The sequence below is a fragment of the Bdellovibrio sp. SBM16 genome, from assembly GCF_056175625.1.
Window position 1 is genome coordinate 56,954 of the sequence record NZ_JBJKJG010000010.1, and the last position, 16,351, is coordinate 73,304.

The following is a 16,351-nucleotide window of genomic DNA, read 5'->3' on the forward strand; positions in this document are numbered from 1 at the left end:
ACTTAACAGGATGTTAGAGTTATGAAATTCAAGTTTCCGATGCAAAAGGTTTTGGATCATCGCCAGATTAAAATGGATTTGGCGCGCAAAGATTATCTTGAAGCGCAGGCCTTTCTTGCGGATGAGCAGAAAAAGCTGCAAGAGATGATCGACGTTAAAACTCAATCATTGGCGCAAAGGTCAAGCCTGGCGGGTCAGACAACCGGATGGCAGGAACAGGTTAGTCAAATTAATCATTTTCTTACTTTACAAGACCTCCGCATAGCACAGCAGAACGAACGTCTGTTAAAAATTGAAAAAGTAGTCGAGTCCAGACGCGAAATTTTGAAAGATGCCCTGACTGAGGTTAAGATAATGGAAAGGCTTAAAGAGAAAAAGAAAGCCGATTTTTTACAGGAAGTAAGAGATAAAGAAGCTAAAGAGTTGGATGAAATTGCAACAACTCGTTTTGTTAGGACGACAAAAGAATGAAGAAAAACGGTTACGATCAGTTTTTTAAAGAAGCTAAGAAAAATGCACAGGTGACTTCACCTGCACAAACTATTTCTGCCGCGAAGCTTCGTGAAAATATGCAGCAAAAAAAATCTAAAAAGCCTATACGCAAATTTCCGGTTATGCAGTTTGTGTTATTTGTTGTCTGTGGTTTAGGGCTGTTCTTAGCGATCGAAAACTTTGATAAAATTGAATCTACCTTACAAAAAGTTGAAATTGGTTTAGGCGTTGCCGAAGCCCAATCAGTACCGGCATCAGCAACTGCTGAAAATACCGCGCCGACAGTGGCTGCAGGTGCAGTTTCGGGATCGACGACTGTTTCAGGCACTATCCGCGCCGAAGTAGAAGATGATTCAGATTACATTTACAAATTAACTGAGCGTAAGCGTGTGTTGGATCAACGCGAAGAAGAACTTAATAAAAAAGCAGCTGAGATAGAAGCGCAAAAAGCCGCGATCGAGAAAAAATTAGTAGAATTAGAAGAGTACCGTTCAAAAATTTCAACAATGCTTCAAGACCGTATCAAATCGGATGATGCTAAAGTTGAAACGCTGGTTCAGGTTTACACCAACATGAAGCCCGGCCAGGCCGCTAAAATCTTTGAAACTATGGATGAAGATTTAGTTATTGATATCTTAAGCCGCATGAAAAAGAAAAGTGCAGCTGAGATCTTAAATTTGATTAAAACTGAAAAAGCTCAGGCGTTTGCTGAACGTTATGCCGGCTATAGAGTGCCATCAAGCATTCCTAAGGCCGATAAAGACGCTTCAGCGGGACAACCTGAAGCTTCTCAGGATGTTAAACCTTAACCTAAAGGAGGAAAGTGATCAAAGACTTGATACGTGTCGGCCCCCCACAGGGTACGATAAACGATCTTGATCTTGGTGCTCCGGAAAAGTTCGATAAAGATTTCCGCAAGGATTTCGAAAAAGAACTAAAATCTCTGGCCAAAGACAAAGAGCCGCAACAGGCGCGCAACAATGTCGGTTCAGAGAAACAGGAAAGACCAAGTCGGGACTCGGATCAGGTTTCTAAGAAGTCATCTGGGGGAATTAAAAAGAAGATGGCTCGGGCTGAGGATGAAGAATCCAAAGCAGAAAAACCTGAAGTGGATGCAAAGGCAGAAGTAATAGTTCAGCCAGCAGCGATTGAAGAAAAGATTTCAAATGTCATGGTCTCAAACGAGGGTGAAGTTGAAATCGCAGATTCCGAAGAAAATCTGCCAGCAAATCTAGCTCCTGAACAAGCCCACATCCAAAACATGCAAGCACAGCTGTTAACTGCGCAAATGCCAGTGAACGGCGAAGCTTTGCCTGCTGCTGTCCAACAACCGCAGTCGTTTCAGCACCTGACTAATGCTGAACAGGCCCTGTTGGCGGACATTAATGGCGAGCCACAGCAGCAAGCTCTGAGCACCGGCGAGTTCGCTTTGCCGGCAGAAGCGCTCGTGCCTGTAGAGACAACTGAAGAACAGCAATTGAATGCTCTTAAGCAAAACCAGCCGCCGCAGGAAGCAGCGCAGGTAGAGGTTGCAGGTGATAAGCCAGTAACCGCGCTTGAAAGCAAAGTATTTGATATTCTCAGCAAAGAGAATGCTACACCGGGTTTAGAACAGAAATTGGTGCAACAGGAAGTTTCACCGAAAGCTGAACAAACCCACGCGTTGAACCAAACCAACGCAGTATTGGCAAAATCTTCTGCCGAGAACGAGCAGCGCCAGGGTGAAAGCCAGAACCACGGCAATAGTGGTGGCAGTGAGAGCCAGTCACAAAGCGTTCATAAGTTTGATGGATCAAACGATTTAGCAGCGCAAGTGCAGGCCTTACAGACAAACCAACGCAGCTTCCAGTCACATCTGGGGGCAGCAGCGGGTACTGCTAATAAACCTGAGGCGGCAACAGATGCCATGAAGGACGAAAACATCCGCGAGATCATGAATCAAGCGAAGTTTTTAGTTACCAAGGGTGGCGGTGAAATGACAGTCAGAATGACACCTGAAGGCATGGGCGAGGTTTCGTTAAAAGTTGCGTTGGAAAACGGAAAAATTAACATCGAAATGAATGCTCAGGATAAATCGGTTAAAAAAATGATCGAAGACAGTCTTTCTGATCTTAAGTCTAGTCTAGCTAGTCACCAAATGCGCGTAGAACATGTTAAGATTAACAATGTAACTGCGGTTGATACGAACAACCAGTCTCAGTTCCAGTCTGATGCGAACTCGTCAAATTCGGGTTTTCAAAACAGACAGCAGCAAGAAATGAATTTTCAGAACTTTGCAAATTCAAATTCTGGCCGTGGCGGACACCAACAAGAGCGTGGACAAAGTTCATATCAGACAGTTCAGGCACCTAATGTAAAGCCTGCGGCACGAGCTAACGCTTATGTAGCGGCTAACAAAGGTTCCAGTATTAATATGGTTGCTTAAGAAGGAGTAGAAGCATGGATGTAAAAGCGGGAACAAAAACGTGGAGAGATCCACAGTTAGCAGAACCTGATTTAAAACAACAGGCGAATACTCGCAGCCTTACGCAGGATGAAAAAAATGCTTTAGGCACTGAGAACATTGGTGATGCATTAAATAAACTGGCAGATCCGAACTATGTAGATCCTTCGAAAAAAATGCGCGGGGTCGGAAGTTCGGCAATGGATAAAGATGCTTTCTTCAAACTGATGATTGCTCAGCTGAAATATCAGGATCCTACGAATCCGCTTAAGAATCATGAGATGGCGGCACAGCTTGCACAATTCTCAGGTTTAGAGCAGATGTCGAATGTTAATACAACGCTTAAAGAAATGAAGCAGGCAAACAAGCCGATCGAACAATTTCAGGCGTTGAATTTAATTGGCAAAGAAATTTCAGGTGATAGTGCAAAGATCACGCGTTCGGATTTAGACAGAGATCACGAAGTGAAATTCAATCTTCCGCAGGATACGAAAGAAACTGAAGTGACGATCTTCAACGCGAAGAAAGAAGTTGTTCGCAAGTTAAAATTTCCTCAGTTAAAAGCAGGGGACAATCAATTTTCTTGGAATGGCGAAGATGAAAAAGGCAATAAAGCAAAACCAGGCGAATACAAAGTGCAGATTGAAGCAACTGGCAACGCCGGGCAGAAGTTAAATGTAAAAACCGACTTCACGGGAGTAGTGACTGGAATGAGTTTTTCTCCGGAAGGACCTGTACTTCAGGTGGGAAAACAGACTGTTCGTCTTAAGGACATTCGTCAGTTTTCTGACCCAAGTCTTAAGAGCAACGACCAGAAATCAAACGATGTTACAAACCTCGACTTGAATAAAGCTGATGCATCGAAGCAAACTAGGATTAAGGAAGAAACGAAAACTCCAGAGCAACTAAAGGCGATGGAATCTTCGGCAGATGAAATGTGGGAAGGAATTTCGGCAGCGAAAGAACTTTACCAGGCTCATCAGTCTGAAGGTGACAAAGCAGCTGGTGGCGATGTGGCGATGGTTGACAACACTGTCCCGTCAGCAGCAGGTAAGGAGTTGTAACGATGGATAAGATGAAGCTTGCGAACAGCTTGAGTCGCATAGATAGTCTGATTCCGAAAGCGCCGAGCGAGATCAGAAGCGACAAAGCAACTGGTTCAAGCGAAGGCAGCAAAGAATCGGGATCGTTTCGGGAGACGTTTGAAAGTTTGATTGCAAACACTCCGGCGCAGGAGCCAGCAAAAGCGGGTAACCTTGCAAAGGCAGATGCAGCAGGCGGTTTAAAGTTTTCCAACCACGCGATCGAGCGTATGCAGTCAAGAGGGATCAGTTACGATCCATCACGATTGGCAAAGCTTGACGAAGCTGTAAAGAAAGCCGCAGCTAAAGGATCGAAAGACACTTTAGTTCTGATGGATGACTCGGCAGCGATCGTGAGCGTGAAGAATAACACTGTGGTGACAGTGATGGATAAAAACAACTTGAAAGAGAATGTTTTTACCAACATCGACAGCACAATCGTTATTTAGATGGTTCAAACAGGGTCGAATATCCTGAATGAATTTTTGATTTAAGTTAATAAGGGCTGGTCCTCCTAGAGGGGGCCCTTCATAAACAGATCTGGTCGACTACCAGGTTTGAAAAACAAAAACACTTTGAACACGAATGTTCAAAGTTAAAAAACATGGAGGTTATCATGGGAGTTCTATCGTCAATGTGGACTGGTATCACTGGTCTTCAAGCTCAAGGCGAAGCAATGGGTGTTACAGCAGACAACATTGCAAATGCAAACACAACAGGTTTCAAAGCATCAAGAGCAGAATTTGCGGATGTAATGTCACGTTCCTTAAAGGGAATCGATGGCGGTAACCAAATGGGGCGCGGTACTCGTATTCAGTCAATCACTCCGGTGATGTCACAAGGTAACCTAGATAACACAGATCGTACAACTGACTTAGCCGTTAACGGTAACGGATTCTTTACATTAAAAGGTACTGAAGGAACTACTTACACACGTGATGGTTCTTTTAAATTCGATAAAGCCGGTAACTTGGTAAATAACTCTGGTCAAAGAGTTCAGGGTTTCCAGGCAGATGAAAAAGGTAAAATCGAAAATAAAGTTTCAGACATTAAATTCCCGCGTGCATTAGTTAATGCTTCTGCAACGAAAGAAATCAAACTTGATCTTAACTTAGATTCAAGAAATGTTGCGAACTCTAAAACTTTCGATCCAAAAGATCCGTATAAAACTTCTCACTACTCTACAGCGGTTGAGATGTATGATTCTCAGGGTAACAAACATTTATTAAACTTATTCTTTAACAAAGGCGAAGACCGTACATGGACGTACAAAGGTTTAGTTGACGGTAAAGAAGTAACTGATGCTCCAGAAGGACAGGATTTAGCGATAGTTCTTGAGGGTAAATTACAATTTACTGAAGACGGTAAATTGCAGTCTCAGGAAGTTACCAATTCTGCTTTAAACTTCAAAGGCGGAGCTGCTCAGGACCAACAGATCAAGTTCAACTTCGGTGACGATATCGCTTCAGGCGGTAAAGGTATCGACGGAACCAAACAGTTCGGTAAAGATTCAGACGTAGTTTCTTGGTCACAAGATGGTTACGCTGCAGGTACTGTAACTGGTCTATCGTTCAACGATGAAGGTGTATTAACAGCTTCATACTCAAACGGTCAGGTTTTAGACTTAGCGCAAATCGCGTTAGCTAAATTCGAAGCGCCTGAATCATTATTCAAAATCGGTGGTAACATGTTCAAAGAATCTCGTGATTCTGGTCCAGCTGCTGTCGGTGGTCCGCGTATGGCGGGCCGTGGTTCGGTGATGGCGAAATCACTTGAGCGCTCAACGGTTGATTTAGCTTCTGAATTCGTGAATATGATCACGCAACAACGTGGTTTCCAAGCCAACTCGAAAACAATCACTACGTCAGATGAATTATTAAGCGAAGTGATCCAATTAAAACGTTAATTTAAATAGTGGTGGACGGTTAAGTGATTAACCGTTCGCTTTCCCAAATAGAACCATAACTCCATTGGATAACAACGGGCGGTTAGTCGCGCTCCGTTGTTTCCTTATTTGTCGTTTCTGGCACAGTCTCGCAGAAATCCTTAAATAGCGGATCCTGAATAACCTTACAGGCCTCGAATTCTGATCCATCTTCAAATCCGTCGTTCATGAAGTATTCGTGAAGCCTTATTTTTGAGTCGATATCGGTTAAAACCTCACAGGCCAGGCGTACCAATAATTCGCTGTTATCTCCGGCCCAGCCGTTAATCTTTTCTATCCACTGTTCGCTCGTGAAAGTCTGCGGTGATTTAAGCAGGGTTTCAAACTCCCAGTCTTTATTTAGCGAAGCCGCGATGCAATTCAAAGCTGGAGCATAAATTTTTGCGGCATTGGCTAAGCGGGCCGCACTAAACGCCAGACTGTCTTTAGTAAATTTTATTTTATAGAAATCTTCCTGAATTGAATCGAAGTCACCGGCAACATCAGTATAGCCGCTTTCAAGCGCCAGGCGGGCGTGCTGAATAACTTTTTCGTTATCGGGCGATGAATCAGCAAGGGCCGCTTCGTGCATCAGGATGAAGTCGCTGGCGATGTCGTTATGTAAATGCATTTGCTGTGCTAGTTTTACGGTCTCTGGGCAATGATCCAGTCTGGAGTTGCGGCACTTCTGAAGTTTACAAATCGCCAGCGATCCCAGCACAAAAACTGATCCGCGTTTTTGCAGCGCCAGCATTTCGGCTTCCATATCTTCGCAAGAGCGAGCAGCGTTGGCCAGATCATGGTAAACAGTTAAGGCTTCGGTTTCTAACAGATAATTTTTCTTTTTATACTGGCTGTAGCGGTAGTTCAGGATCGCCTGGCTAGCCAGTTCATTTTTTAACAATTTTAAAGCGGTGTAGCCGGCATAAGTGGTCGTATTTTCAAGGCCTGGCGATGGATTTTGCTGATAATCGCAGTACTGCGAAATATATTGCTGCAACTGTTCTTCGCCCTGAAGTTTTGAAGCTGCTAACGCCTCTAAGAGCACTTCCTGCTGGTACATGCAGGCATTGTATTCTGGATTTTCTTCACGTTTTTTATTAAGTGTATCGTTTTTCTGAGTTAAGAGCCATTCGGTCAGACATTTCTCGTTGCGCTCACGATCTGATAAGTCACCCGAGCATTCGATAACATAGTCTTTAAAACGTATTGCGACTTCTTTAAAGTCAGAGTTAGGAAAAGCTTTGGCTAAGGCCCAAAGTAAAAATGCAAAATAGCCGACAGCTATTAAAACGGCCGCGCCGCCGAAGATTGAAAGTAAAAGTATTTTTTTAGTGCTTTTTTCCACGGGGTGTTTAGGGATGAACTTTGCCGGTTAGCTTAAATACGCTTCTTGCACACGTGAATCTTTTAATAAGGCTTCGCCGGTACCATTTAACGTCATTTCGCCGGTTTCAAGCACGTAGGCAAAGTCAGATACTTCTAAAGCTAAGCTTGCATTTTGTTCGACAACCAACAGACCTAAACCGTTTTTCTTTAATAAGACGAACTTATCAAAGATCTGCTCAACGATCACCGGAGCAAGTCCAAGTGACGGTTCATCCAGCATTAAAAACTCCGGTTCGCTCATTAACGCTCTGGCAATCGCCAACATTTGCTGTTCTCCACCAGATAATGTACCCGATAACTGGTTACGGCGCTCAGATAATTTCGGGAAGAATTCGTACTGTTGTTCGATTAAGGCGGTGATTTTCTTTTTATCTTTGTTTAAATAAGCGCCGAGCATCAGGTTATCAAAGACCGAAAGATTCGGGAAAACGCCGCGGCCTTCAGGGCATAACGCTAATTTCGCACGTAAACGATCAGCCGGCGTCATCTTTGTGATGTCGAGATGCACGTTACCGTTGTCGATAATCACTTTACCGCTTTTGGCCGGAAGAAGACCCGCAATACATTTTAGGGTCGAAGTTTTTCCCGCACCGTTGGCACCGATTAAGGTGGTGATTTCGCCACGTTTAAATTCGAAGCTAACACCCTTAACGGCTTTGATGTTTCCGTAATTAATAGCTAAATGTTCGACCTTGATTTTATTAGCCATGGAGCTGTGTTCTCTTTCCTAGGTAAGCTTCGATCACGTTTTGGTTGGCTTTGATTTCAGCCGGAGTACCGTCAGCGATCTTAATACCGCGGTTTAACACCACGATGCGTTCGCAGATCGACATAATCAGTTTCATGTCATGTTCGATTAATAAAACTGTTAAGTTGAATTTTTGTTTTACGAAGTGGATTAATTTTTTTAGATCTTCTGTTTCCTGGTGGTTCATGCCGGCAGCAGGTTCATCTAAAATTAACACTTTAGGTTTTGTCGCTAACGCACGTACGATTTCTAATTTGCGCTGTAAACCGTATGCCAGGTTGCAGGCAAACTCTTCTGCTAAATGATCCAGGCTAAAGATTTTCAGTAATTCAATACAACGCTCTTTTAAAACAGCTTCTTTGTCGCGGTACGATTTAGTTCTAAGTAAACTTTCTTTCCAGCCCAAGGTTTCTGTCTGTTGCATCGCTAACAGTACATTCTCTAAAACAGTGAGCTGCCCGAATAAACGGATATTCTGAAAAGTTCTGGCAATACCGGCTTTGTTGACCTGGTCAGGAGAAAAGTCGTTAATAACTTCATCACGTAATTTGATTGTTCCTGAATCGGCTTTATAGAAACCGGAAATCATGTTGAACACCGTTGTTTTACCGGCACCGTTCGGGCCGATTAGGCCGAGCAATTCATGTTCGTTGATATGAAACGTTACTTGGTCAACGGCTTTAATCCCGCCGAAGCTAAGATTTAAATTTTCTACTGCTAGCACTGGAGTACTCATCAGAATAACTCCTTTCTGCCTAATAATCCCTGCGGGCGTAAAATCATAAGTAGGATTAATAAAATCGGAAATACAATCATACGGATATCGATGCCGCCGGTCGGTAATGAACGTAAGATTTCAGGCAGTGCGGTTAAAATGCCTGCGGCTAAGACTGAACCCGACATCGAACCAAGGCCGCCTAAAACCGCGTAAATTAAAATTTGCACCGACATCAAAAAGCCGAATGTGGCCGGATTAAAATAACCTAAGTGGTGGCCGTATAAAGCGCCGCCAAGGCCGGCAAAAAAGCTCGAGAATAAGAACGCAAAACGTTTGTTTTTCGCAATCGGCGTACCCATAACTTCGGCGGCGATTTCATCTTCGTTTAGCGCCCAGAGATTACGGCCGAACCAGGAAATCTTTAAGTGGTACAAAACCATAAAAGTTAAAAACAGTGCCGCTCCGGTAAAGCCGAACGAAACTAAAAAATCCGGCCATTTGACAACGCCGTTGTAACCGCGAGGTCCGCCGACGTAATCCCAGTTTAAAAACAAAACACGCACGATCTCGGCAAAACCCATGGTAACGATGGCTAAGTAGTCACCGCGAAGTTTAAACGACGGTAAGGCCACTAAGTAGCCGGCACCGGTTGATACAATCGCACCGGCAAGTGCGGTTAACGGGATAAAGTACCACTGATCGGCAAAGTAGACCTTAGTTAATACTGCCGAGGTGTAAGCACCTAGCGCCATAAAGCCGGCCTGTCCTAACGAGAACTGATTCGCTACACCGGTAATAAAGTTTAACGATAGGGCCATGATCGCATTGATCATAAACGAGATAATCAATGCCTGAATGTATGAGTTCAGGGCATAATTGCAAATAATACCGATGATGATAAAAGAAATCGCAAAAAATAGTAGTTTGTTCTTAGCAACGAAATTCATAACTAGATTTTCTCTTTCGCTTTTTTACCCATAAGGCCGGTCGGTTTGACTAATAAAATTAAAATTAACAATAAAAACGACAATGCTTCTTTGTAGGTCGAAGCACCGTAACCGATCAGATAATATTCGCCTAAACCTAAGATGTAACCGCCAAGTACCGCGCCCGGTAATGAGCCGATACCGCCGAACACGGCAGCGACAAAGGCACTGGTGCCGATTTTAACACCCATCATCGGATCGATCTTAGGGTATTTCATCGCCACCAGTACGGCGGCAACGCCGGCTAGCACTGAACCGACCACGAAAGTGAATGAAATTATTTTGTTGGTGTTAATACCCATCAGCGGCGCCATATCCTGGCGCGAGCTTACTGCCTGCATGGCGCGTCCGATCTGCGTTTTGCCGATTAAATAACTTAACGACACTAACGAAATGATCGTAACCAGATAGATCATGATATCCAGTAAACGCACCGAGATATCCATAAAGTTAAAAACCTCGGTATCTAACATTAATTGCGGAAACGATTTCGGATTAACCCCAAAAACAATCTGACCACCGAATTCAAATAAAATACTCACACCGATCGCCGTGATTAACACGTTCATCTTTGGCGAGTTACGCAAGGGCTTATAGGCAAATTTTTCGACCAAGAAGCCGATCAGGCCGGCAAATAACATCGCGGCCAATAATCCGATCGTAAACGTGATCGGATTTGGGCTTTCGCCCAATTTTAAAAAGTTAATAACGTAGAAAGTACCGAAAGCACCCATCATGTAGATGTCTGAGTGGGCGAAGTTAATCATAGCAAGAATTCCGTACACCATCGTGTATCCTAAGGCGATGAGAGCGTAGACACTGCCAAAGCTTAGGCCGTTTAACGTATGTTGTAGAAATTCCTGCATCATTTACTCCGTGGTAAAATTAATTAGTTCGGGCTAACGCTTGTTACGAATTTGTAATCAGGACCCTGAACGCGAACAACAACAGCAGATTTTACGGCGTCGCGGTTTTCGTTCATTGTCATAACCCCAGTTACACCATGAAAGTTCTTAATGCCAGCTAAACCTGCACGAACAGTTTCCGGTGTAATTTCTTTAGCCGACTTCATCGCTTCAGCCATCATGTATACAGCATCGTAACCAAGAGCTGCCATAACGTCAGCATCTTCGTTGTATTTAGCTTTAAAGTTTTTCACGAACTCAACAGTTTTTGGATCTGTAGATTCAGTCGTGTAGTGGTTCGAGAAGTAAGAACCGTTGATAGCATCTTTAGCGATTTTGAAAAGATCCGGAGAAGACCAGCCGTCGCCGCCTAATAGAGGTTGGTTCATACCCAACTCTTTAGCCTGGCGGGCAATAAGTGCTACTTCGTTGTAGTAACCAGGAACAAAGATCGCATCTGGTTTTTTGCCTTTGATAGAAGCTAATTGTGATTTGAAATCAACATCACCTTCTTGGTAAGCGATATCATCAACGATCTCGCCGCCGGCCTTAACCAGTTCAGCTTTGAATACGTCAGATAAACCAACAGAGTAGTCATTTTTCACGTCACGTAAGATAGCTGCTTTTTTCATTTTTAAGTTATCAACCATAAACTTAGCCATAACCTGGCCTTGGAATGGATCGATAAAGCAAGCGCGGAAGATATAGTTACCAACTTTAGTAACTTCCGGGTTAGTTGCAGAAGGTGTTAACATTGGGATTTTGTTTTGTTGGGCAACTTGCGCACCGATTTTAGAACGGCCAGAAGTTGCTTCACCGATGATCGCCACAACTTTATCCTGAGAGATTAAACGGTTAACAACAGCTAATGTTTCGTTGTCGTCAGATTTGTTGTCGTAGTTAACGTGTTTTAACATTTTACCGTTGATACCGCCGGCAGCGTTGATCTCTTCGATCGCCATTTCAATACCACGTTTTTGGTAAACACCAAAAGTCGCGATTGCGCCCGTGTTCGGGCTATAGCTTCCCAGTAAAATTTCGTTTGAGTTTGTGTCTGTTTTTTTCGTGCAACCAACAAATGCAACTACTGCTGCAATTGAAAGTAATGAGAACATTTTTTTCATTGTGCCTTCCTTTAGGTTAATACCGTTTTTTAGTCTAAAAATTAAAGTGTGCTCATCAAATTTTTGACGAACTGTGATCTAACTAATTAACGGTTTAATTAAACCTATACAGAGAGCAGTCTGGCAAGCTGAATCAGAGTTGTGTCACCACGTTTTTCATTCTGGGTAACCTGTTCTAACGGCACTTCGACAATTTTGTTTCCGAGTGTTCCAATCATCAGGTTTGTTTTTCCGCTTAGTAAAGCAGCGACCGCTTCTGAGCCCAGGCGGGAAGCGAGAATTCTGTCATGAGCTGTCGGGCTACCGCCGCGTTGTTGGTGCCCTAAAATGCAAACTTTGGCTTCAAGATTTGATTTTTTGCGGATGGCTTCAGCTAAATCATAGGCACGGCCGGGTTTTTGCCCTTCGGCAGTGATTAAAATACTGCTCGATTTCCCCTTAGAGCGTGATTCGCGTAACTTATCCACAATTTTATCAACGGCCACGACATTTTCAGCGGTTAAGATTTCTTCGGCGCCGCCGGCTAAACCCACGCTGGACGCGATAAAGCCCGAATTTCGGCCCATCACTTCAACGATAAAAATACGGTCATGTGAGTCAGCGGTGTCGCGAATTTTATCAATCGCATCTAAAGCGGTATTAACTGCGGTATCAAAACCGATGGTGTCATCTGTTCCATAAACGTCGTTATCAATTGTTCCAGCGATGCCGATGACAGGGATTTTGTGTTCGGCCCACAAAGCCTGCGCACCACGAAAAGAGCCATCGCCACCGATACAGACTAAGCCTTCGATGCCGGCTTTTTTGAGGTTTTCAGCGGCGGTTGTACGGTATTCAGGCTTCATAAATTCAGCCGATCTGCCGGTCTTTAAAATGGTGCCGCCACGTTGAACAATATTGGCCATATCCCGTGGGGCTAAGGCAACCATTTTGTTGTCGATCATGCCGACGTAACCATTTAAAATTCCTACGATTTCTACGTTTTTGGCGACTGCGGTTCTGACCACCGCGCGAATGGCGGCATTCATTCCTGGGGCATCGCCTCCGCTTGTATAAACAGCTATTTTTTTCATAGGACCCCATCTCGTTAAAAATATAATAATAAACCGTACGTTTTTTACTGACGGATACTCTCTGATTTTGTTAGGTTGCGGCTCAAATATCAAGAGGGGATTCCAATGGTTCAAAATCTATCGGCTTTATTTGCAGTTGTTGCGGCTTTAAGTTTCACAGCATGTCAAAAAAACGCGGGCACAATGTACAACAACGCTGATTCGGCACAGATTATTGGTGGCGAAGTGGTGCAGCCGAGCGATATCGTCGTTAACTCAACCGTAGCTTTAAAGTACATCCAAGGTAACAACGCTTACGCGATGTGTACCGGAACTTTAATTTCTCCAAATCTGGTTTTAACTGCGGCTCACTGTTTACGTGGTCAGAGTAAATCACAGATCCGTATTGGTTTTTCGATCAACGTGATCAATAAATTAGACCCAGAAACAATGGTTGAAGTGGCTGACATGGTTATTCACCCGAAATACGGTAGCACTGGCCGCTTAAATGACGTGGCGTTAATCGCGTTAGCGAAAACAGCTCCGGCTCCTTACAAACCGGTTGGCATCATCAGCGACAAATACAAAATGGAAATCGGTATGCCGATGTTACTTGCTGGTTACGGCGTAATTAACGACACTAACGGCGAAGACACAGAAGCTTTACGTAAAGTAACTGTGCCAATGGCTAAAATCATCGACGCTGATGCGATCTTGGTTACTGATCAGACTAAAAACACCGGTGCTTGCAACGGTGATTCTGGTGGTCCGGCGTATTTAGAAAAAGACGGTTTATTATATGTTTACGGTATCACCCGTGGCCCGCATGCCAATGCGCCTCACTGCCACGCTTATGGTGAATACACGTGGGCTTCTAAGTTTGAAACTTTCATCTTAGAATCTGCAGCAAAAATGAAAACTGAAACTCCGTCATTCGTGCTTCCTCAGTAGGTGCCAGGCCTTTTTTGAGTAACATTTATATTCGTTTTAACAAAAACCCACGTCTAAAAACGTGGGTTTTTTTGTAACGGCCTAGCGAATTTACCAAATAAAAAGGGCCTGGTTGAAAAACCAGGCCCTTTTTTCTATCAATTGGAAAAAGTATTAATTAAGTAATTACTTAACTAAAGCTTTGAATTCAGCGCCAGCGCGGAATTTTGGAGCCCATGCAGCTGGGATTTTGATCGCTTTACCAGTTTGTGGGTTGCGGCCAGTGCGAGCTTTACGTTTAGCTTTTGTGAAAGTACCGAAACCTACTAATTTAACGTCATCGCCTTTTTTAACGGCTTTTTTTACGTTGCCGATGAAGCAATCTACTACTGTTTCGCATTGAGCTTTAGACATTTTAGTTTCAGTAGCCATTTTTTCGATTAATTGTGCTTTGTTCATTGTTGAACTCCTGTGTTGTTTTCTGTGTTGCTATCTCACAGTGTTGTGAGACCGATGTTGTTACATCCTGTTATTGTTAATCTTCCGTGATGCCCACATCACAAAACAAAAAGCGGTTGCCGTCAATAAATAATTTTGTAGTTATTGTTTTAACAGAAAATTGTTAACCGCTCCGGCATTGGATTTCGAAGCGGTTTGCAGAACATAATTATGTTGTGGATAAGTGATACTTTACCGAAGTGACGATCACATTTTTTTTGTAGATCAGAGAAAGTTTGATCAACCACGCGGTCTGATTGTGCAAGAGCTGGTGATACCATTTGAACGTCACAAATTCCGGGAAAATCACAGTGATAAACTCAGTCGGATTTTCATTACGAACATGGTCAATAAATTCTAGAATCGGCCCAGAGATTGATCGGTACGGAGAATCCAGAACATGTAACTGCATGTCCGGAAATTTCGCAGCCCAGGCCTCATGCATGCGTTGCGCCGAAAGTTCATCGGTTTTCACATAGATCACGCGCACATCTTTGCTCATGCTCTTGCCATAACGGATTGCGTTCATAACGCCCAAATGTAAGCCAGAGATCGGAATGACCACCACGTGATCTTTAACTTCAGCCGCAATATCGGTATCGTAGTGCGATTGTGAAAGTTCGCGCGCAAACATCACGTAGTGCACGTGAATACGGTGAAACGCATACACGATAATCGGGATGGTAATAATCACCATCCATGCACCTTGGGTGAATTTGAAAGAGCCAATCACAATAAGCACGCAAAAAGTAACCAAGGTTCCGAAGGCATTCAAGACCATTGAGCCTTTCCAGCCCGGTTCGCGCAGTTTCCAGTGGTGAACAACCATGCCGGCCTGAGAGAGTGTGAACGACAAAAATACACCCACGGCATACAGCGGGATTAATGAGTGGGTATGGCCGCGGAAGATAATCACTAAGGCAATTGCGCCCAGTGAAAGGGCAATAATGCCATTTGAGAAAACTAAACGATCCCCCTGGCTGATCAACTGGCGGGGAGCGTAGCGGTCAATCGCCAGTAAAGACGATAAACGCGGAAAGTCGGCATAGGCTGTTGATGCCGCCATAAATAAAATCAAGAAAACCGAAATCTGTACAAAATAAAACGCAAAGCTCTGACCGAAGACTGCTTTGGTTAAGCTTGCCAGCAGGGTAACGCCTTCGACTTTTACGATATCATATGAATTTACTAAGTAGGTAATGCCGGCAAACATACTACCTAAGATCAGCACCATCATAAGTAACGTCGTGTTAGCATTTTTTGATTGTGGTTTACGAAATAACGGAATCCCGTTTGAGACCGCTTCAATACCCGTTAACGCCGTACAACCGGAAGAAAACGCTTTAAGCATCAAAATTAAACCGATGTCGGGTAGGTTATTCATCACCACGGTGTGGGGGTGAATGGTGGTATCAGCAGGTCCTTTGATTAAACCAGTCAGAATTAACGCAAAGATTGAAAAGATAAATAGGTAGGTCGGAATAGCAAAGATCGTTGCAGAATCTTTAACGCCACGAAGGCTTAGGACCATTAAAAGTAAAATAATCCACACGGCAGTAAAAATCTGTACTGAAGCCAGCGCCGGAAATGCCGAAACTAAGTTTTCTACGCCGGCTGAAACCGATACGGCCACAGTTAAAGTGTAATCGATAAGTAAGGCTGCGCCGGCAACTAAACCAGCGCCAGTTCCTAAATTATCTTTGGCTACAATGTAAGCGCCACCACCGTTTGGGTAAGCCTGAATCGTTTGGCGGTACGACATGGTAATAATAAACATCAAACCTAAAATCGCCAGTGAAATTGGCAACGACCATGTTGTCGCATAGGCTAATCCTGATAAGGCCAGCGGAATAATAATTTCTTCGGTCGCGTACGCAATTGACGATAACGCATCGGCAGCAAGCAGTGCCAACGCTTTCCATTTAGGAATTAACTCGTGTTGTTGTTGAGAGTTGTGAAGTGGATCGCCGATCAGGATTCTACGAATTTTCGAAGCAAACATTTAAGAACTTTTCCCCAAGGCAGTTCATCCGCCTCGAATACTTTTGTGCAATGACTCA

Annotated in this window: 16 protein-coding genes; 7 read left to right on the plus strand and 9 right to left on the minus strand. The window is 43.8% G+C overall.

What is annotated here, in order from left to right; all coding sequences use genetic code 11:
- Positions 1-21 precede the first annotated feature (21 nt).
- From fliJ to AC04MM_RS11375, 6 genes are all read left to right on the plus strand, one after another.
- Complete coding sequence (gene fliJ, locus AC04MM_RS11350; protein WP_475380478.1) at positions 22-471, plus strand: flagellar export protein FliJ; 450 nt, start codon at positions 22-24, stop codon at positions 469-471.
- The gene (locus AC04MM_RS11355; RefSeq protein ID WP_475380479.1) at positions 468-1,301 is read left to right on the plus strand and encodes a MotE family protein; all 834 of its coding nucleotides are present in this window, start codon (positions 468-470) and stop codon (positions 1,299-1,301) included. The genes fliJ and AC04MM_RS11355 overlap by 4 nt, the downstream gene beginning before the upstream one ends.
- Positions 1,302-1,315: 14 nt before the next feature.
- The gene (locus AC04MM_RS11360; protein WP_475380480.1) at positions 1,316-2,917 is read left to right on the plus strand and encodes a flagellar hook-length control protein FliK; all 1,602 of its coding nucleotides are present in this window, start codon (positions 1,316-1,318) and stop codon (positions 2,915-2,917) included.
- Between the two features lie 14 nt (positions 2,918-2,931).
- Complete coding sequence (locus AC04MM_RS11365; RefSeq protein ID WP_475380481.1) at positions 2,932-3,999, plus strand: flagellar hook assembly protein FlgD; 1,068 nt, start codon at positions 2,932-2,934, stop codon at positions 3,997-3,999.
- A 2-nt stretch (positions 4,000-4,001) separates the two neighbouring features.
- Positions 4,002-4,466, plus strand: a complete 465-nt coding sequence (locus AC04MM_RS11370; RefSeq protein ID WP_475380482.1) for a TIGR02530 family flagellar biosynthesis protein — start codon at positions 4,002-4,004, stop codon at positions 4,464-4,466.
- 167 nt (positions 4,467-4,633) lie between these two features.
- Positions 4,634-5,923 carry a flagellar hook protein FlgE gene (locus tag AC04MM_RS11375; protein ID WP_475380483.1) on the plus strand — a complete coding sequence of 430 codons (1,290 nt, stop codon included), beginning with the start codon at positions 4,634-4,636 and terminating at the stop codon, positions 5,921-5,923.
- A gap of 82 nt (positions 5,924-6,005) precedes the next feature.
- Here the strand turns inward: AC04MM_RS11375 and AC04MM_RS11380 are convergent, their stop codons facing one another.
- The 7 genes from AC04MM_RS11380 to pfkA form a co-directional block, all read right to left on the minus strand.
- Positions 6,006-7,289 carry a hypothetical protein gene (locus AC04MM_RS11380; RefSeq protein ID WP_475380484.1) on the minus strand — a complete coding sequence of 428 codons (1,284 nt, stop codon included), beginning with the start codon at positions 7,287-7,289 and terminating at the stop codon, positions 6,006-6,008.
- 27 nt (positions 7,290-7,316) lie between these two features.
- Positions 7,317-8,039: an ABC transporter ATP-binding protein gene (locus tag AC04MM_RS11385; RefSeq protein ID WP_475380485.1), complete on the minus strand. Its 723-nt coding sequence runs from the start codon at positions 8,037-8,039 to the stop codon at positions 7,317-7,319.
- Positions 8,032-8,814, minus strand: coding sequence for an ABC transporter ATP-binding protein (locus tag AC04MM_RS11390; RefSeq protein WP_475380486.1), 783 nt, complete (start codon positions 8,812-8,814; stop codon positions 8,032-8,034). Before AC04MM_RS11390 ends, AC04MM_RS11385 begins: the two co-directional genes overlap by 8 nt.
- A complete protein-coding gene (locus AC04MM_RS11395; protein ID WP_475380487.1) occupies positions 8,814-9,743 on the minus strand; it encodes a branched-chain amino acid ABC transporter permease in 930 nt (309 codons plus the stop codon). Before AC04MM_RS11395 ends, AC04MM_RS11390 begins: the two co-directional genes overlap by 1 nt.
- 2 nt (positions 9,744-9,745) lie before the next feature.
- Positions 9,746-10,648: a branched-chain amino acid ABC transporter permease gene (locus tag AC04MM_RS11400; RefSeq protein ID WP_475380488.1), complete on the minus strand. Its 903-nt coding sequence runs from the start codon at positions 10,646-10,648 to the stop codon at positions 9,746-9,748.
- A 23-nt stretch (positions 10,649-10,671) separates the two neighbouring features.
- Entirely contained in the window at positions 10,672-11,811 is a 1,140-nt protein-coding gene (locus AC04MM_RS11405) for an ABC transporter substrate-binding protein (RefSeq protein ID WP_475380489.1), read from the minus strand.
- 104 nt (positions 11,812-11,915) lie between these two features.
- Entirely contained in the window at positions 11,916-12,884 is a 969-nt protein-coding gene (gene pfkA / locus AC04MM_RS11410; protein ID WP_475380490.1) for a 6-phosphofructokinase, read from the minus strand.
- A 105-nt stretch (positions 12,885-12,989) separates the two neighbouring features.
- On the opposite strand from pfkA, the gene AC04MM_RS11415 reads away from it, so the two are divergent.
- A complete protein-coding gene (locus AC04MM_RS11415) occupies positions 12,990-13,814 on the plus strand; it encodes a S1 family peptidase (protein WP_475380491.1) in 825 nt (274 codons plus the stop codon).
- Between the two features lie 165 nt (positions 13,815-13,979).
- Here the strand turns inward: AC04MM_RS11415 and AC04MM_RS11420 are convergent, their stop codons facing one another.
- Both AC04MM_RS11420 and AC04MM_RS11425 read right to left on the minus strand, forming a co-directional pair.
- Positions 13,980-14,252, minus strand: coding sequence for an HU family DNA-binding protein (locus AC04MM_RS11420; RefSeq protein WP_409478225.1), 273 nt, complete (start codon positions 14,250-14,252; stop codon positions 13,980-13,982).
- Between the two features lie 208 nt (positions 14,253-14,460).
- Positions 14,461-16,293 carry an APC family permease gene (locus tag AC04MM_RS11425; RefSeq protein ID WP_475380492.1) on the minus strand — a complete coding sequence of 611 codons (1,833 nt, stop codon included), beginning with the start codon at positions 16,291-16,293 and terminating at the stop codon, positions 14,461-14,463.
- Positions 16,294-16,351: the final 58 nt, after the last annotated feature.